At 63.8% G+C, this 18,342-nt stretch carries 16 protein-coding genes; 14 read left to right on the top strand and 2 right to left on the bottom strand.

Annotation, left to right across the window (positions count from 1 at the left end; translation table 11 throughout):
* Positions 1–94: 94 nt before the first annotated feature.
* From ACI3GR_RS16490 to ACI3GR_RS16480, 3 genes are read left to right on the top strand one after another with little or no spacing between them, the layout of a single operon-like run.
* Positions 95–424, top strand: coding sequence for a sarcosine oxidase subunit delta (locus ACI3GR_RS16490; protein ID WP_407496142.1), 330 nt, complete (start codon positions 95–97; stop codon positions 422–424).
* 36 nt (positions 425–460) lie between these two features.
* Entirely contained in the window at positions 461–3,448 is a 2,988-nt protein-coding gene (locus ACI3GR_RS16485) for a sarcosine oxidase subunit alpha family protein (protein ID WP_407496140.1), read from the top strand.
* Positions 3,441–3,998 carry a sarcosine oxidase subunit gamma gene (locus ACI3GR_RS16480; protein WP_407496139.1) on the top strand — a complete coding sequence of 186 codons (558 nt, stop codon included), beginning with the start codon at positions 3,441–3,443 and terminating at the stop codon, positions 3,996–3,998. The genes ACI3GR_RS16485 and ACI3GR_RS16480 overlap by 8 nt, the downstream gene beginning before the upstream one ends.
* A gap of 124 nt (positions 3,999–4,122) precedes the next feature.
* Here the strand turns inward: ACI3GR_RS16480 and ACI3GR_RS16475 are convergent, their stop codons facing one another.
* A complete protein-coding gene (locus ACI3GR_RS16475) occupies positions 4,123–4,527 on the bottom strand; it encodes a DUF1801 domain-containing protein (protein WP_407496137.1) in 405 nt (134 codons plus the stop codon).
* 218 nt (positions 4,528–4,745) lie between these two features.
* Here ACI3GR_RS16475 and ACI3GR_RS16470 point away from each other — a divergent pair, with 218 nt between their 5' ends.
* The 4 genes from ACI3GR_RS16470 (at position 4,746) to ACI3GR_RS16455 (ending at position 7,537) form a co-directional block, all read left to right on the top strand.
* The gene (locus ACI3GR_RS16470; RefSeq protein WP_407496135.1) at positions 4,746–5,345 is read left to right on the top strand and encodes a superoxide dismutase; all 600 of its coding nucleotides are present in this window, start codon (positions 4,746–4,748) and stop codon (positions 5,343–5,345) included.
* Between the two features lie 238 nt (positions 5,346–5,583).
* Positions 5,584–6,708: a Hint domain-containing protein gene (locus tag ACI3GR_RS16465; RefSeq protein WP_407496133.1), complete on the top strand. Its 1,125-nt coding sequence runs from the start codon at positions 5,584–5,586 to the stop codon at positions 6,706–6,708.
* A gap of 149 nt (positions 6,709–6,857) precedes the next feature.
* Positions 6,858–7,085 carry a hypothetical protein gene (locus ACI3GR_RS16460; protein WP_407496131.1) on the top strand — a complete coding sequence of 76 codons (228 nt, stop codon included), beginning with the start codon at positions 6,858–6,860 and terminating at the stop codon, positions 7,083–7,085.
* Positions 7,085–7,537 (top strand): host attachment family protein, encoded by a 453-nt coding sequence (locus ACI3GR_RS16455; RefSeq protein ID WP_407496129.1) that lies wholly within the window; start codon positions 7,085–7,087, stop codon positions 7,535–7,537. The genes ACI3GR_RS16460 and ACI3GR_RS16455 overlap by 1 nt, the downstream gene beginning before the upstream one ends.
* A 4-nt stretch (positions 7,538–7,541) precedes the next feature.
* Here the strand turns inward: ACI3GR_RS16455 and ACI3GR_RS16450 are convergent, their stop codons facing one another.
* The gene (locus ACI3GR_RS16450) at positions 7,542–8,102 is read right to left on the bottom strand and encodes an LOG family protein (RefSeq protein WP_407496127.1); all 561 of its coding nucleotides are present in this window, start codon (positions 8,100–8,102) and stop codon (positions 7,542–7,544) included.
* 107 nt (positions 8,103–8,209) lie between these two features.
* On the opposite strand from ACI3GR_RS16450, the gene ACI3GR_RS16445 reads away from it, so the two are divergent.
* The 7 genes from ACI3GR_RS16445 (at position 8,210) to mltG (ending at position 18,258) form a co-directional block, all read left to right on the top strand.
* Positions 8,210–11,023 (top strand): LysM peptidoglycan-binding domain-containing protein, encoded by a 2,814-nt coding sequence (locus ACI3GR_RS16445; RefSeq protein WP_407496126.1) that lies wholly within the window; start codon positions 8,210–8,212, stop codon positions 11,021–11,023.
* A 374-nt stretch (positions 11,024–11,397) separates the two neighbouring features.
* The gene (locus ACI3GR_RS16440; RefSeq protein ID WP_407496247.1) at positions 11,398–13,161 is read left to right on the top strand and encodes an ABCB family ABC transporter ATP-binding protein/permease; all 1,764 of its coding nucleotides are present in this window, start codon (positions 11,398–11,400) and stop codon (positions 13,159–13,161) included.
* 312 nt (positions 13,162–13,473) lie between these two features.
* Complete coding sequence (locus ACI3GR_RS16435; protein WP_407496125.1) at positions 13,474–13,707, top strand: acyl carrier protein; 234 nt, start codon at positions 13,474–13,476, stop codon at positions 13,705–13,707.
* 260 nt (positions 13,708–13,967) lie between these two features.
* Positions 13,968–14,453 (top strand): cupin domain-containing protein, encoded by a 486-nt coding sequence (locus ACI3GR_RS16430; RefSeq protein WP_407496123.1) that lies wholly within the window; start codon positions 13,968–13,970, stop codon positions 14,451–14,453.
* Between the two features lie 61 nt (positions 14,454–14,514).
* Entirely contained in the window at positions 14,515–15,567 is a 1,053-nt protein-coding gene (gene speB / locus ACI3GR_RS16425; protein ID WP_407496122.1) for an agmatinase, read from the top strand.
* A gap of 270 nt (positions 15,568–15,837) precedes the next feature.
* A complete protein-coding gene (gene fabF, locus ACI3GR_RS16420) occupies positions 15,838–17,100 on the top strand; it encodes a beta-ketoacyl-ACP synthase II (protein ID WP_407496121.1) in 1,263 nt (420 codons plus the stop codon).
* Complete coding sequence (mltG, locus tag ACI3GR_RS16415) at positions 17,101–18,258, top strand: endolytic transglycosylase MltG (RefSeq protein WP_407496120.1); 1,158 nt, start codon at positions 17,101–17,103, stop codon at positions 18,256–18,258.
* Positions 18,259–18,342 lie beyond the last annotated feature (84 nt).

Here is an 18,342-nt window from a genome sequence, read left to right as displayed (position 1 = left end):
CCGATTTTTCCCTTGTCCCTTACCTGTCACTACGGCCGGGCGCTTCGTGCGTCCGGCCTTTTTTCGTCTCGCGACCCGCGAAGAAGGAGGCCCCATGCTGATCCTGACCTGTCCCTATTGCGGTGTGACCGCCGAAGAGACCGAGTTTCACGGAGGCGGAGAGGCGCATCTGAAACGCGAAGGCCCGGGGTCCGACGACGCGGCGCTCGAAGGATACCTGTTCCACCGCGAAAACCCGCGGGGTGTGCATTTCGAACGCTGGCGGCATGTCTACGGCTGCGGCAAGTGGTTCCACGCGGCCCGCGACACCGCCACGCTTGAGGTCTTTGGCACCTATTCCGCCCAGACCACGACCCCGCCCGATGACCTGCTGGCGACCATCCGGGACAAACGCCCCGGCTTCGTCTGGCGCGACATTTCCTGACCCTTTGCCTGCAACGACCAATAAAGGCTTGATGACATGAGCACTCGACTAACCGCAGGTGGCACCCGGATCAATCGGTCCAAGCCGGTGAACTTTACCTTCAACGGTCAACTTTTGCGGGGCTATCAGGGTGATACCCTGGCCTCGGCATTGCTGGCCAACGACAAGATGATGATGGGGCGGTCGTTCAAATACCACCGTCCGCGGGGCGTCGTCGCCTCGGGCACAGAAGAGCCGAACGCGCTGTTTGGCATCGGCAAGGACGGGCATTTTGAGCCGAACCAGCGCGCCACCATGCAAGAGGTCTGGCACGGGCTCGAAGCGCAGACCCAGAACCACTGGCCGTCGCTGGAATACGACATCGGTGAGGTGAACGCCTACCTGTCGCGCTTCCTGCCAGCGGGCTTCTACTACAAAACCTTCATGTGGCCGCGCAGCTTCTGGAAGCATGTGTTTGAGCCGTTCATCCGTCAGTCCGCCGGTTTGGGCAAAGCGCCCAAGGACGCGGATGCGGATACCTATGAACATTTCTACCACCACTGCGACGTGCTGGTGATCGGCGGCGGTCTGGCCGGTCTGGTCGCTGCGCGCAACGCCGCCGCCGGTGGGGCCAAGGTCCTGCTGATGGAGCAGGAAGCCTATCTGGGTGGTCGCGCTGCCGATCACGGGCTGGAAGATCAGGTCGCCGCGCTGCGGACCGAGCTGAAGGGCATGGACAACGTCACCATCCGCACCCGCTGCATGGGCGCGGGCGTCTATGACCACGGCTATGTGCTGGGGTATGAACGTCTGACGGACCACCTGTCGGAGAAAACCGGCCCGCGTCACCGCCTGTGGCGCGTCCGGGCAGGGCAGGTCATCACCGCAACCGGTGCGATTGAACGGCCCCTTTCCTTTGCAGGCAACGACATTCCCGGTGTCATGCTCGCCTCGGCCATGCGCGATTACCTTAAAGGCTATGGCGTGTCCGTCGGTGACCGCACGGTTGTCGTTACCAACAATGACGACGCCTATCTGACCGCGCTGGCGCTGGCCGAGGCTGGGCTGAGCGTGCCTGCCATCATTGACGCCCGTGAAGGTGGCGCAGGTGAGCTGGGGGCAAAAGCCGAAGCCGCCGGTATCCGCGTCATGAAGGGCCACGGCATCGCCAAGGTCAAAGGCCGCAAGCGCGTCACCGGCGTCGCCATCTGCAAACAGGTGGGCGAAGGCGCCGTGGTTGAAGAGATCGCCTGTGATGCGGTCGCCATGTCCGGCGGCTGGTCCCCGGTCGTGCACCTGTGGTCGCATTGCGGTGGCAAGCTGACCTGGGACGACGATCAGGCGATGTTCCGCCCCGATCCCAACCGCCCGCCGACTGGCGCGGATGGTCTGGGCTTTGTGTCCTGCGCGGGCGCATCTTTCGGCGCTTTCGACCCGGCCGAGGGCGCAGAGCAGGCCGCCAAGGTCGGTCAGGCCGCCGCCGCCGCCGTTGGCAAAGCGGGCAGCGCTCCGATGCCCAGCATCCCCGCCGCCCCGCAGGCCAATGGGATTGAGCCCGTGTGGCTGATGCCCGCCAGCGCCAAACGTCCGCTGCGCGCCAAGTCGTGGCTGGATTACCAGAACGACGTGAAAGTCACGGACGTTCAGTTGGCCGCGCAAGAAGGCTTTGAATCGGTCGAACACGCCAAGCGGTACACCACGCTCGGCATGGCGACGGATCAGGGGAAACTGTCCAACATCAACGGTCTGGCCATTCTGTCCGGCGCGTTGGACACGCCGATCCCGCAGGTTGGCACCACGACCTTCCGCCCGCCTTACACGCCCATTTCCATGGGGGCGATCGCGGGCGAAGCGCGCGGCGATACCTTCCAGCCGCTGCGCCGGTCGCCGCTGCATGACTGGCATGTGGAAAACGGGGCCGATTTCGAACCCGTCGGCCATTGGCGTCGCCCCTACACCTTCCTGCGCGACGGCGAAGACCGTCACGCGGCGGTCAAGCGCGAGATCAACCAGACGCGCGGCGCTCTGGGCCTGCTGGACGCCTCGACCCTGGGCAAGATCATCGTCAAAGGGCCGGACGCGGGCAAGTTCATGGACATGATGTACACCAACATGATGTCCAACCTGAAACCGGGCAAATGCCGCTATGGCCTGATGTGTTCGGAAAACGGCTTCCTGATGGACGACGGCGTCGTCGCCAAATGGGACGAGGACACCTACCTGTGCCACACCACCACCGGCGGCGCGGATCGTATCCACGCCCATATGGAGGAATGGCTGCAGACCGAATGGTGGGACTGGGACGTCTGGGTCGTCAACGCGACCGAGCAATACGCCCAGATCGCCGTGGTTGGCCCTCAGGCGCGCAACGTGCTGGAAAAACTGGGTGCTGCGGGCGTGTCGAACGAAGACTTCCCCTTCATGACCTTTCAGGATCATACGCTGGCAGGCATCGACGCGCGTATCTACCGCATCAGTTTCTCGGGCGAATTGTCCTATGAAATCGCGGTTCCGGCCGGGCAGGGCATGGCCCTGTGGCAGGCGCTGCTGGACGCGGGCGCCGAACACAACGTCATGCCCTACGGGACCGAGGCGCTGCACGTCATGCGCGCCGAGAAAGGGTTCATCATGATCGGGGATGAAACCGACGGAACGATCATTCCGCAGGACTTGGGTCTGCACTGGGCGCTGTCCAAGAAGAAGGACGACTACATCGGCAAGCGCGCCCAGCAGCGATCCGATATGGCCCGCGAAGACCGTTGGAAACTGGTCGGTCTGGAAACTCTGGATCGGTCGGTTCTGCCCGATGGCGCCTATGCGGTCGAAGACGGCACCAACGCCAACGGCCAGCGCAATGTGCAGGGTCGGGTGACCTCGACCTACTTCTCGCCCACGCTGTCGCGGGGCATCGCCATGGGTCTGGTCCGTCACGGGCCTGACCGCATGGGGGAAATCCTGCGGTTCAACACGGTGGATGGCGCGATGATCGCCGCCCGCATCGTCGATCCGGTATTCTACGACAAGGAGGGCACGCGCAATGTCTGACCCCGTCACCGCCCTGAAGAACGCCACCGCCAACGGCCCCGTCACGGTGTCCGAGACCGGCCCCCACGGCATGCTGACCCTGCGCGGCAAACTGGATGACGCGGGCATCGCCAAGGCCATCCAGACCGCCACCGGCACCGCCGCGCCCGAGGCCCGCAAGATGTCCGCCAATGGTGACACGTCAGTCCTGTGGCTTTCCCCGGACGAGGCGATGGTGATCTGCCCGCGCGCCGATCTGAAATCCGTGCAGGAGAAACTGACCTCCGCGCTCGGGTCCGCTCATGCGCTGGTGGCGGACATGTCCGACGCCCGCGCCACCTTCCGCATCTCGGGCGACGACGCCCATGTGCGCGAAGTGATGGCCCGCCTGATCCCGGTCGACATGTCGACCTTTGAGGTCGGAGAGGTCCGCCGCACCCGCATGGCCCAGATCGCCGCCGCCAACTGGATGCCAGAGGCGGGCGTGGTGCAGCTCGTCTGTTTCCGCTCGGTCGCGCAATACGCGTTTGACCTGCTGAAAGACGCCGCGGCTAGCCCGCGGGTCTTCTGATCTAAAGGCAAATCTTTTTCGGGGCGCGGGGTCACTCTCGCGCCCCTTTGTCGTCTTCTTCTGGTTGCTAAATACCCTTGGGGTGAATTGGCCAAAGGCCAAGAGGGGCAAAGCCCCAAAAACTCTACCGCCACAACCGATAGGTTAGGGTCAGCGCGATACACTCCGCCAGCAGCGCGTGGTCCACCGGCCCGTTGACTTCGACCAAAACCGCACGATCCCCTTCGATGTGCAGCCGATCGCCAAATTGATCGCGGAACCTGTCCGCCAGCCGTGTCTGGCAATTGACGAACAAAGCCACACGGTCGCGGCGCCCTTTGACGGGCCCGATCCGCAGGGTGCTGCCGCTTTTGCTGCGCTCGGTCAGGTAAGCGGGCTCTCCCCATTTCAGCGTTTCGGTCAGCGGGCCGACGCCATCGGTCTTTGCCGCCGTTTCCAAGATCAGCGCCCGCACTTCCGATAGGCGCGCGGATTGCTTTGGCGGGCAGGCGTCGATTGCGCGGGCCACGTCCGGGGGGCAGGGGGTCATCGGGGCGCTCCGTCTTGGGGTGGGGGCAGGCTAGACGGTGGGGGCGGCCTGTCTCCTGACAATGTATGTGGGCGATATGCCTGATCGCCCCTCTGTGCCCTGATGCAGACCTGCCTTTCACAGATCGGCACAGCTAATCCGATCACGCCCCCTTGACCTTCGCCCGGATGGGGTAACATCTAAGGGCAAGTGAAATTCTCAAGAAAAGGAGCCCCCTCATGGCCTTCGAACTTCCCGACCTTCCCTATGCCCACGACGCGCTTGCCGATCTGGGCATGTCCAAGGAGACGCTGGAATACCACCACGACATCCACCACAAGGCCTATGTCGACAACGGCAACAAGGCGATCTCGGGCACCGAATGGGACGGCAAGTCCATGGAAGAGATCATCAAGGGCACCTATGACCCGAACGCGGTCGCACAGTCCGGTATCTTCAACAACATCAGCCAGTTGTGGAACCATAACCAGTTCTGGGAAATGATGGGCCCGGGCGAATCCAAGATGCCGGGTGAGCTGGAAAAAGCGCTGACCGAAGCCTTTGGCTCGGTCGACAAGTTCAAAGAAGACTTCTCTGCCGCAGGTGCAGGTCAGTTCGGTTCCGGCTGGGCGTGGCTGGTGAAAGACACCGACGGCTCGCTCAAAGTCACCAAGACCGAAAACGGCGTGAACCCCGTCTGCTTCGGCCAGACCGCGCTGCTGGGCTGCGACGTGTGGGAACATTCCTACTACATCGATTTCCGCAATAAGCGTCCGGCCTACCTGTCGAACTTCCTCGACAAGCTGGTGAACTGGGAAAACGTCGCCTCGCGCATGTAAGCCCGGATTCAAGACCTACGGAAAAGCCCGCCGCATGGCGGGCTTTTTTTTTTGGTAGGGGCGACAAGGGCAACTTCAACCATGACGTGCATTCGCCTTGGAAACACCTCTTTTTTGGCTAAATCTTTGACGATTAACCCTATTTTCGCTACTCAGAAAGACAATAACGAAAAATGTAATTGAGCAGTCCTAAAGCGCGGGTCGCGTGTATTCACTAGGCATCTATGATTGGTCACAGGTGACCACTCCGCCCGAGCTGACGGCGGCGAACCTCGCGTATGACGTTGAGGGGAACGATCCCAATTCGTCGACTTATAATGCCGGCAACCCCAGTTGGACGGACAAGACCTATACGTTCAACGGCGGCAGCCCCACCAAGATCAAAATCATCGACGACGACAGCCAGTTCGAAGATGGCATCGCCGAAACGGGTTCTGCCGCTGTTCTGGCGGAAGACGTGGTTATCAATGGCACGACCTATACCGCCGGTTCGGTCGTCGAAAATGAATTCTCGCTGGTGGATGCAAGCGGGGTCGAAGTCTACGTCATCCGCATCAATGGCGAGAATGTGGGATTTTCCCCGCAGACGCCCTATTACACGATCCCCGCAGGCTTAACCTACACGCCGACCGAAGCGCGCAGCGCCAATGCCTCGAACAGCAGCGACGGGGTCGCCAGTGACTCGCCCTATTCTACGATCATCTGTTTTGCCCCGCGCACCCGGATCGCCACCCCGAACGGAGAGGTGCGGGCAGGGCAGCTTCGTCCGGGCGATCTGGTTCTGACGGCAGACGACGGCCCGCAGCCGATCCTGTGGACCGCGCGCAGCAGCATTGCCTTTGATACGACGCAGGCTGATACGCGGCCCGTGGTCATTTCCCGCGACGCTTTGGGCAAGGGGTTGCCCAGCCGCGATCTGATGGTGTCGCCGCAGCATCGGGTGCTTGTCACTGCCCAGCCGCGCGGTCACGCCGCCCCGCAGACCTACCTGACGCCCGCCCGTGGGTTGCTGCGTCTGCCCGGGGTTCGCATCATGCGCGGCGTGCCGACGGTCGACTACGTTCATATCCTGTTGGAAAACCACGCTATCCTGTCCGCCGAAGGGGTCGCGACGGAAAGCTTTTATCCCGGTCCCATGGCCGTGCGCGCCTTGGCGCAGAAGGACCGCAAACGCCTTGATCGCGCGCTGCCGATGCAGACCTACAGCGCCCCCGCGCGCCAGATCATGCCCTGCCAACAGGCTCTGGACCTGTCGCGCAGCACGATCCCCGTCGCGGTTGGTCAGCATGACCTGCGCCGGTTGGAAGTCATGTCCTTTCAGGATGTTGCGTGGTCCCGACAGACACTGCGGGTGGTGGGCTAACCCAAGCCCAAGCCCGCAACGACATGCTGCGCCAGTCCCCCTTCAACGCTGCGGCGCTGACCATCTGGCGCCCCACAGATCCCGCCCCCGTGGAAGGAACCGCCACGACCCATCCGGCGTTGGTTTTCCAGACACTATAGGAGGATACCATGGCCGATCGTCACAGATCCCAAGACGGCACCCGCGAAACCGAAGAAATTCTGGGTGAAAAGCCTGAAAACCTTGAAGCCCCCGATCATCAGGGCGCAAAAGGCGGAGAGCTTCAGCGCAAGGTTGGCAAGCGTGATGAGCGCAAGCGCCTTGACGAAACCTCGGCCGGGGCGACCCGTCCGCTGGGCCAAGACCAAGACAGTTCCGGCGACAAGGAGAAGGTGTGATGGCCAAACTTTCTCATGACGCCTGGGTGTTGATCGCCGACGGTGAAAAGGCGTTGTTTTTGAAGAACATCACCGATTCCGAAGACCCGAACCTAGAGGTTGTCCGCAAAGAAGAGCAGGAGAACCCCAAGGATATCGACCAGTCGGCCAACCGTCCGGGCCGGATGCCCGATACGGGGCCGGGTCAGATGTCGGCGATGGACGACACCGACTGGCACGAACTGGCCAAGGAACGCTTTGCCGATGATCTGGCCGACTTGCTCTACAAGCAGGCCCATAAGCACAAGTTCGAAGAAATCGTTCTGGTCGCGTCGCCGGATACCTTGGGTGAGCTGCGCAAGAAGCTGCACAAGGAGGTTGAGGCCAAGGTGATCGCAGAGATCCCCAAGAACCTGACCAACCATCCGATCAACGAAATCGAAGATCAGCTTTCAGGCGACATCGCCGCCTAAAGCCTTAGCGGCATCCCTGCAGGGTCGTCATCGTCTCTGCCGGGGTGTCGCAGACCGTAATCAGGTCTTTCAACGACGCATCCGCAAACCCCTGCGCGATCACGTGGTCGATCAGGCCGATCAGCGGGGTCCAGAACCCTTCGACATTCATCAGGATAATCGGCTTGGCGTGAAGGCCCAGCTGTGCCCAGGTCAGCACCTCGAAGAACTCGTCCAGACTGCCCGCACCGCCCGGCAGCACGACCACCGCGTCCGAGTTCATGAACATCACTTTTTTCCGCTCATGCATATTCTCGGTCACGATGAACCGGGTCAGGTCGCGTTTGCCGACCTCTGCGTGCAGCAGGTGCGTGGGGATCACGCCGAACGTATCGCCGCCGGCCGCTTGGGTCGCGCGTGCCGTGATGCCCATCAGGCCGACGTCGCCCGCGCCGTAGACCAGCCGCCATCCGGCCTGCGCGATCGCCTCGCCCAACGCTTTGGCGGCATCGGCGTAGGCGGGCAGGGTGCCGGGGCGCGATCCGCAATAGACGCACACGGAATAGTCGGTGCCTGTCCCTGACATGAGAAACCCCCAATGAGTCGTTGTTTTTGACCAAAGTTTCGTCAGTTGATATACCTGCGCAACGGTGCGGACCAGTGCTGAGCTGGCGTCTAGAAGGGGAACTTGGGGTGGCATTCAATCTGAACGGCAAATCCGGCCTGTTGGCCGGTGGTGCAGTTGCGGCAATCATCGCGGCTTTGGGCGGCTATTTCGGTGGCTGGTTCGACGGTGATGGCGGCTTGCCCCGCATCGATGCCACGGCAGTGGAAGAGGCCGCACAAAAGGCCAGCGACGGTGTGTCGAATGCGGTCGATCAGGCGGCAGGTGCGGCATCACAGGCGGTGGATACGGCGGCGCAGGCTACGAGCGATGCCGCTGCTGCAGCGGGCCAGGCGGCGTCCGATGCGGCGACTGCGGCGGGTGAAGCCGCGGCCGGGGCCAGCGCGACAATCCGCGACGCGGCAGAGGGTGCCGCCACTGCGGCCAAAGATGCGGCAGACACGGCCACAGGTGCGGCGCGCGACGCGGCGGATCAGGTGGCTGGTGCGGCCTCTGACACGGCAGCCGCTGCTGGTGATGCGGCCCGGACTGCGTCGGACGGGATTGCCGGTGCGCTGAACCGGTTAAGCGACGATATCAGGAATGGTGCCTCGGAGGCTGCGGATGCAGCGGCTGGTGCTGCGGATCAGGCCGCGACAGCGGCGGGTGACGCAGCCAGCAGCGCCGCAACGGCAGCAGGTGACGCGGCGGGCGCGGCTAGCGAGGCTGCGGGCTCTGCGATGGCCTCGGCGGGCGAAGCGGCCCGTGACGCGGCGACGGCAGCCGGGGATGCGGCGAACGCAGCAGCGGGCGCGGCGACCGACGCGGCCAATGGCGCGGCAACTGCTGCGGGCGACGCGGCCAACCAGATGGCCACCGCTGCGGGCGATGCGGTGACCGGTGCGGCGACTGCGGCAAATGATGCAGCTAATTCCGCGGCCTCTGCTGCGGGGGAAGCTGCGACGGCAGCGGGCGCGGCGGCCAGCGATGCTGCGAACGCGGCTGGCGATACGGCAAACCAACTGGCTGGTCAGGCCGGAGACACGGCGCGGGCGATGGCATCGGCTGCAGGGGCGGCTGCCAGCGGCGCGGCCACGGCGGCAGGCAACGCGGCCTCTGGTGCGGCGACAGCGGCGGGCGATGCGGCGAACAAGGTCGCCTCGGCCCTCACGGACGCCATCACCGGCACCAAGCCCAGCATCGACGTGGTGCGGGTTGAACCGGATGGATCGACGCTGATCGCGGGAATCGCGGCGCCGGGGGCCATCGTCCAGATGATGCTGAACGGAGAGGTTCTGGCCGAAGAAACCGCAGGCCCTGACGGCAAATTCGCCGCCTTCGTCGATCTGCCCGACAGTGGTGACGCCCGCGTGCTGTCGCTGATGGTCGACGGGGAAGAGGGCGCTTTGGCGTCAGATCAAGAGGTCATCGTAGGCCCGACCGGCGCCGCATCACTGCGCGCGGCGGCGGATAAGCTGGCAGGCGCCGCGACGGATGCAGCCAACGCGGGGGCAGAGGCGGCGTCCACGGCCTCCGATACCGCTTCCCAGATGGCGGATCATGCGGGGGCTGCGGCAACCGATATGGCGCAGGCCGCAGGCGATGCGGGAACCGCAGCTGCGGATGCGGCGGGCCAGATGGCGGATAGTGCAGGCACTGCGGCAACGGATATGGCGCAGGCCGCAGGCGATGCTGGCCGTGAAACGGCTGATGCGGCGGGCCAGTTGGCCGGTGATGCGGCGCGGGCGGCTGGCGATGCCGCCGGGGCGGCGGCGGGTGCTGTTGCGGGCGCAGTCTCTGGTGCAGTCTCTGGGGCGGTGGCATCGGTCACGCGCAGCCCGACGGTTCTGATGTCCGACGCCAGCGGCGTGCGGGTGTTGCAGATGCCGGGCGGCGCGGAGGGCGCAATGCCCCTTGGCACAATGAGCTACAGCGCCGAGGGCGCGGTGCAGATGTCGGGGCAGGGAGAGCCCGGCCGTTTCGTCCGTATCTACGTCGACGGAGAGCCGGTCGGTCTGGCCGAGATCGGCGAGGACGGCACTTGGAGCACCTCTATCGAAGGTCTGGACGCAGGCACGCTGCGGCTGGACGTCGTGGACGAGGCCGGCAAGGTCTATTCCCGCGTCGAGACAGAGTTCGACCGTGCGGCGGATACGGGCATGGCAGATGCCGGTGGCGCTGACACGGGGACGCAGGCTGACGCGGGCACACAGATGGCTGACGCGGGCGGCGATGCGGCATCGAATGACCAGACCGCATCGGCGGGTGGGTCCGAGACAGCGGCGACGACCACCGGATCGGATGATCGGGCGGGCACTGGAACCTCTGGCGCTGCGATGGCGAATGACGGCGGCTCTACTGCAGAAGCCGAAACGGCGTCGACCGGGACTTCTGGGACCGATGGGCAATCGGCGGCCATGGCACAGACCTCCGGGGATGCGGCGCAAGGCTCTGCGGATGGGGCGACGGCGGCTCAGACGACGGCTCAGACGACGGGCGATGCCAATGCGGCGGGCTCTGGGACTGTTGGTGCTGACATGGCGGGTGACTCTGCGGCGGATGCCGATACGTCAGCGACCTCCGGCAGCGATGCCAGCGCGGCATCCGGGAGCACCAACTCTGACGCGTCCACCATGGCCTCGGCCAGCGGCAACGCGAGCGGCGATCCGGCGGCCAGTGTGACGGTGCGCGGGAATACCGAGGAACTGGCCTCTGGCAACGTCAATGTCGCGACCCTGCCTGCGGGTCAGGTGACGGTGGAAAAAGGCTCTACCCTGTGGGCGATTGCACGCGATCGGTACGGAGACGGGATCATGTATGTCCGTGTGTTCGAGGCGAACAAGGACCTGATCCGCGACCCGGACCTGATCTATCCGGGGCAGGTGTTTAATCTGCCGGAGTAAAGGCGCGCCCGTTTGGCAAGGGCGGGGTGACCCCCGCCCTACGCGGAATCGGGTGCGCGGATGGTGGGGTGCAAACCCACCCTACATCCCGCGTAGGGTGGGTTTGTACCCCACCTAGACCACCCCGTAGTACGGGGGGCACCCCGTCATGTCGCCATAGCCCTGCCAACTCGCGCACACTCCAAAACCATCGCAAAACCTCTTACCGGGGTTGAGCCTCGGCGCCGCTGCGCTTACCTCTACCTCTCGGCGCCACGACGTTGCTCGCGGGGCCGCGCCAGCCAACGTTCTGTCGGCCAGCCAATCCAAGGAACATGCCCATGCGAGGACGCGGTCCGACGAAGCTTACCACCACCGAAATCCCTGACAACGGGATGCAGATCGTGCGCCGCGCGCTGCCCTATCTCTGGCCTGAGGATCAGCCGTGGGTGCGCCGCCGCGTGGTCATCGCGCTGGCGGTTTTGTTCGTGGCCAAGCTGGTCGCCGTGGGCACGCCGTTTCTGTACAAGGCCGCCGTGGACTCACTGGGCGGGGACGGCGACAGCGCCGCATGGATGCTGGCGCTTGGGGCGATTTCGCTAACGGTGATCTATGGTCTGGCCCGGCTGATGTCCGTGGGGTTCAACCAGCTGCGTGACGTGGTCTTTGCGCCCGTGGGCCAGAAAGCCCTGCGGCAGGTGGCGTTTGAGACCTTCCAGCACATGCACCGCCTGTCGATGCGCTATCACATCACCCGCCGCACCGGGGGGCTGAGCCGCATTATCGAACGTGGTGTGAAGGGCGTCGACTTCCTGCTGCGCTTCCTTTTGTTCTCCATTGGCCCGCTGGTGCTGGAACTTCTGATGGTCGCCGTGGTCCTCTGGTGGGCCTTCGATTTCTGGTACCTGCTGGTCGTGGCGGTGGTGATCTGGGCCTATGTCTGGTTCACCTTCAAGGTCACGGAATGGCGCGTGAAGCTTCGTAAGGAGATGAACGATCAGGACACCGACGCCAACCAAAAGGCCATCGACAGCCTGCTGAACTTTGAAACGGTCAAGTATTTCGGCGCCGAGCAGCGCGAAGCCGCCCGGTACGACCGCGCGATGGAAGGCTATGAGAAGGCCGCGTTGAAAACCGCCTATTCGCTGGCCTTCCTGAACTTTGGCCAATCGTTTTTCATCACCACCGGCTTGGTGATCGTGATGGTCATGGCGGCGATGGGTGTGCAGAACGGCACGATGACCGTGGGCGATTTCGTCATGGTCAACGCCTATATGATCCAGATCACCATGCCGCTGAACTTCTTGGGCTCGGTCTACCGGGAAATCCGACAGGCCTTGGTGGATATGGGCGAAATGTTCGATCTGTTGGAACAACCGGCCGAGATTCAGGACCGCGACGGTGCCAAGGCCATCGACGTCCACGGCGGCGCGATTGAATTTGACCATGTCTCTTTCGGCTACGAAAAAGAACGCCCCATCCTGCGCGACATTTCCCTGACCGTGCAGCCGGGGCAGAAGGTGGCGATTGTCGGCCCTTCAGGCTCGGGCAAGTCGACCATCGGGCGGTTGATGTTCCGGTTCTATGATGTGACCGACGGCGCGATCCGGATCGACGGGCAGGACCTGCGCGACGTGACGCAGGACAGTCTGCACAATCAGATCGGTGTGGTGCCGCAGGATACGGTGCTGTTCAACGATACGATCCGCTACAACATCGCCTATGGCCGCGACGGGGCCAGCCAAGAAGACATCGAAGCCGCCGCCCGCGCCGCGCAGATCCACGATTTCATCCTGTCGCTGCCCGATGGCTACGACACCACGGTGGGTGAACGTGGGCTGAAGCTGTCGGGCGGGGAAAAGCAGCGTGTCGGCATCGCGCGGACCTTGCTGAAAAACCCGCCGATCCTGCTGCTGGACGAGGCGACCTCGGCCCTTGATACGGAAACCGAACGCGGCATTCAGACGGCGCTGGAACGCGCAGGCGAAGGCCGCACGGTTCTGACCATCGCGCACCGGCTGTCCACCATCGCGGATGCGGACCGAATCCTGGTGCTGGAGGCGGGCCAGATCGTCGAAGACGGCACCCATGCCGAGCTTTTGGAGAAGCATGGCCGTTATGCCGGTCTATGGGCGCGGCAGGAGGCCGAAGCGGCCTGAGCAATATGTGACGCCGACGTGTAGCCCGGAACTGGCGACCGAACTTGGCGACCGGAACTGGGGGCTGGAAAAATCCCCCCGGTATGGTCATATGACAGCCGGACGCGGGCAGGGTTGAAACCGTTTGCGTCCCCGGTCGCTTATGATATAGGCGGCTCCAGATGTGCCGGGTTGCCCTTGGGCTGCGCGGTGTCCCGCAACACGCGGGTATCAGCCGCCCCATCCGGGGCATCACAGCACGACCCCGCCGTTGTCGGACTGGGGCGAGGGCAGAACCGGGCGCAGGCCCAACACAGATAGAGGGGAAATCCCATGAGCGATGTCGCAGACCGCGTAAAGAAGATCGTCGTTGAGCACCTGGGTGTCGAAGAAGACAAAGTGACGGAAAACGCGTCCTTTATCGACGACCTGGGCGCAGACAGCCTTGACACCGTTGAGCTGGTCATGGCGTTCGAAGAAGAGTTCGGCATCGAGATCCCCGATGACGCCGCCGAGAACATCCAGACGTTCGGCGACGCCGTCAACTTCATCAAGAACGCAGCCTGATCCACAGGCTCTCTTGAGTGGAGATTGCGAAACCCTCGGGCCCGGCCCGGGGGTTTTTGCTTTTGGGCGGGGCAGGCGGCCCTGATTGTGTGCCGCTGACGCGAGGCCTTTTCTGTTTGCCGCTGACGCGGAGCTTTATTATTTGCCGCTGACGCGGCGGGGTGCCTCCGGCGGGGATATTTTTCTGACCAAAGAAGGATTGGTATCGCTTTGCGGCGACGCGGCGGTAGGGTGGTCCTGTTACCGCAGGAGGTCTGAAAATGTCCGATACCTATCTTGTCAAAGCCGCCGACATCGCCGCGATGGAAGGGCTGCCAAAGGTTCATTTCCTCAACGACAACGCGCGGCGGGTGAACAAATCACTGGGCGATCTGACGGGGCTGACGGGCTTTGGCTTTCACCTGATCGAGGTGCCGCCGGGGTGTGAGAGCACCGAAAAGCATCTCCATCATTTTGAGGACGAATGCGTCTATGTGCTGGAAGGACAGGCGACGGCGGTGATCGGGGATGAGGAGCACGCAATCGGCCCCGGCGATTTCATAGGCTACCGCAAGGGTGGGCTGGCCCATACGATCCGCAACACGGGCGACGGGCCGTTTCGGTGCATCGTTGTGGGCGAACGGCTGGCGCATGACGTGGGGGATTATCCCGATCTGGGTAAGCGGATTTACCGCAACGCTGGCCAGCCGTGGAATTTGGTTGATCACGAAAACATCGTGACCCCTCAGGGCGCGGGTAAGAAGTGACGGCCCCCCTTGCCATTGCGGCCCCGGTGGTCTGAGGTGGCGCAAACAACAGGGGTCTGACATGGCAAAATCACTGGACGAGCTGCGCGCGCTCTATGGCAACGATCAGGGCACGGCGTTTTACGATCCGCGCCTGAAGGCGGTCGCCGACGGGCAGTTCGGCGAAGGGGGGCGTCGGGCTTGGCCCTTTGCTGGTGTCTCGACCCTGCTGGATGCGCCTTATCGTCCGGACGTCATGCGGGCTGTCGAGGCGGGCCAGCAGATCAGCGATCTGGATGTTGCGCTGGTCGGCGTGCCGATGGATCTGGGCGTCACCAACCGCGCCGGATCGCGGCGGGGCCCCAAGGCGGTGCGCGAAATCGAACGGATCGGTCCGTGGAACCGTGTGCTGGACGTCGCCCCGGGGCAGGTCTTGCGCATGGCGGATTTGGGAGATGTGTCGATGCGGTCGCGTTATGATCTGACCTCTTGCCACGAGGATATCGAGGCGTTTTACGACAAGCTGGTCACGGCGGGGCTGTTCCCGCTGTCGGTGGGTGGCGACCATTCGATTTCCCGCCCGATCATCGCCGCGCTGGCCCGCAAACACGGACCCGTGGGCATGGTGCATATCGACGCCCATGCCGATACCTCGGGCGTCTACGAGGGCGCGAAATTCCATCACGGCGGCCCGTTCCGGCAGGCGGTGCTTGAGGGCGCGCTGGATCCCACCCGCACCATCCAGATCGGTATCCGCGGCGGCGGCGATTACCTGTGGGAGTTTTCCTATGCCAGCGGGATGACGGTGATTCACGCCGAAGAGGTGCAGGCCATGGGGATCGAGGCCGTCATCGCCCGCGCGTTGGAGGTCATCGGTCAGGGCCCGACCTACATAAGCTTTGACGTCGACAGCCTTGATCCGGCCTATGCGCCCGGCACCGGCACGCCCGAGGTTGGCGGGCTGGAGCCGCGCGAGGTGATGATGCTTCTGCGCGGGTTGAAAGGCCTGAACATGGTCGGCGGGGACGTGGTGGAGGTCGCGCCGTCATACGATCCGACCTCTAACACCGCGCAGGCGGCGGCGCAGATGCTGTTTGAACTGGCCTGTTTGGCTGCGACGCGGGCGCCAGAGTAAGGGGAAGGCTAGGGGTTTTGCCCCTCGGCCTGCGGCCTCACCCCAGGCAAATGCCGGCAAGAGGATCGCGGAAGGGCGCGCGCTGATGCATCCTCTTGCCCGAAATAATCCCGAGGGTGGCCGACAAATGCTTGCATTTGTCGGTAGGGGGCAGCGCCCCCCCTGCGACGGGTCAATCCCGCTGATCGGGCTTTCATGTGCCTCTGCCTCTTGCCCCACCTTGCCCCCGCGCGGTAAGAGCATCTGACGAAATCATGAGGGGAATAAGTCATGCGTCGTGTCGTTGTTACCGGGCTTGGGCTGGTCACACCTCTGGCCTCTGGGGTCGAGGAAACCTGGAGCCGTATTCTGGACGGGCAATCCGGTGCAGGGCCGATCACCCGGTTCGACCCAGAGCGGGTGACGACGAAATACGCCTGTGAAGTCCCCTATGGCGACGGAACCGACGGAACCTTCAATCCCGACGACTGGATGGAGCCGAAGGAACGCCGCAAGGTGGACGACTTTATCCTGTACGGGATCGCCGCGGCGGAACAGGCCGTGCGCGACGCGGGCTGGATGCCCGAGGACGAAGAAGGCCAGCTGCGCACCGGGGTCATGATCGGCTCGGGCATCGGCGGGCTGCAGTCGATCGAACAGACCACGCTGATGATGGCCGAAAAGGGCCCGCGTCGCGTGTCGCCGTTCTTTATTCCCGGCGCGCTGATCAACCTGATCTCGGGTCAGGTGTCGATCCGCTATGGGTTCAAGGGGCCGAACCACGCCGTTGTGACCGCCTGTTCGACGGGGGCGCATGCCATTGGCGATGCGGCGCGTCTGATCCAATGGGGCGATGCGGATGTGATGGTCGCAGGCGGGGCCGAGGCCGCGATCTGCGAGATCGGCATCGCAGGTTTCAACGCTTGTAAGGCGCTGTCGACCAAGTTCACCGATGATCCGACCAAGGCGTCGCGCCCCTATGATGGCGACCGCGACGGGTTCGTCATGGGCGAAGGCGCGGGCGTTGTGATCCTTGAGGAATACGAACACGCCAAGGCGCGTGGCGCCAAGATCTACGGCGAATATCTGGGCTATGGTCTGTCGGGCGACGCCTATCACATCACCGCGCCCTCCGAGGACGGCGACGGCGGTTTCCGGTCGATGACCGCCGCGCTGAACCGCGCGGGGCTGACCCCTGCGGATATCGATTACATCAACGCGCACGGCACCTCGACCATGGCCGACACGATCGAGTTGGGGGCAGTGGAACGCCTGCTGGGCGATGCGGCGGAAAAGGCGACCATGTCGTCCACCAAATCCGCCACCGGGCACCTGCTGGGCGCCGCTGGCGCGATCGAGGCGATCTTCTCGATCCTTGCGATCCGCGATCAGGTCGCCCCGCCGACGATCAACCTTGATAACCCGGCGGTCGCGCCGAAGCTGTCGCTGGCGGCCAATCAGGCGGAAAAGCGCGAGATCAACGTGGCCCTCTCGAACTCTTTCGGGTTTGGCGGTACCAATGCCTCGATTATCTTCGGGAAGGTACGCGACTAAATGTGGAAGGCCATTGCCTCGAATGCTTTGACCCTGCTGATCGTGGGGCTGTTCCTGCTGGGCGGCCTCGTGATGTGGGGCAAGGAACAATACACCGGCCCCGGTCCGCTGTCCGAGGCGGTCTGCGTCCGGGTTGAGCCGGGATCGCGGATGGGGCGTGTGGCTGACAATCTGGCCGAGCAGGGGGCTGTCACTTCGGCCTCGATCATGCGGATCGGGGCGGATTACGCCGACAAGACCGACCAGCTGAAGGCCGGGTCTTTCCTTGTGCCGCCAAGTTCCTCGATGGAAGACATCGTCGACATCATCACCCGGGGTGGGGCCAATTCCTGCGGCAGCCAGATCATCTATCGGATCGGGATCAATTCCGCCGTGGCCGAGGCACGGGATTTTGACGCCACAACAGGGCGTTACGTGGAAAAGGCCGAGTTTGACCTGACTTCGGACGCGGCCAAGCCCGAAGATTTCACCCGCCTGCGCAACCTGAACGACACCGCCTATCGCGTGGTGGTGGCCGAAGGTGTGACCTCGTGGCAGGTGGTCGACGCCTTGGCGCGCATCGACGTGCTGGAGGGTGAGCTGCCCGGCGTTCCGGAAGAAGGATCGCTGGCCCCCGACAGCTATGAGGTGCGGGTGGGCGACGACCGTCTGGCCTTGATCCAGAAGATGCAGTCCAAGCAGGAGCTGCTGCTGGCCGACGCCTGGGCCAACCGGGCCGAAGACCTGCCCTACGACTCGATTGATGAGGCGCTGATCATGGCCTCCATCATCGAAAAAGAAACGGGTCAGCCCGAAGAACGCCGTCAGGTGGCCAGCGTGTTCGTGAACCGTCTGCGTCAGGGGATGCGCCTGCAAACCGACCCGACGGTGATCTATGGGATCACCAACGGGCAGGGGGTTCTGGGCCGTGGTCTGCGCCAGTCGGAACTGCGCGGGGAAACGCCCTACAACACCTATGTGATCGACGGTCTGCCGCCGACCCCCATCGCCAACCCCGGTCGCGCCTCGATCGAGGCCGCGCTGGACCCGGACGAGACGGATTACATCTTCTTCGTGGCGGATGGTACGGGCGGTCACGCCTTCGCGGTGACCTTGGCCGAGCATAACGAGAACGTCGCCCGCTGGCGCCAGATCGAAGCAGAGCGGTCGAACAACTAAGCCCGCTGAACGACTAGCTGAATGACAAACGGCCCGGCTGGAGTCATGCCTGTGTGTGCATGACCCCAGCCGGGCCGCAGTCGT

This window comes from Pseudooceanicola aestuariicola, from assembly GCF_045763785.1.
Lineage (GTDB): Bacteria > Pseudomonadota > Alphaproteobacteria > Rhodobacterales > Rhodobacteraceae > Pseudooceanicola.
Note: the sequence above shows the minus strand (reverse complement) of the source record. Positions and strands in the feature narration are given on the sequence as shown.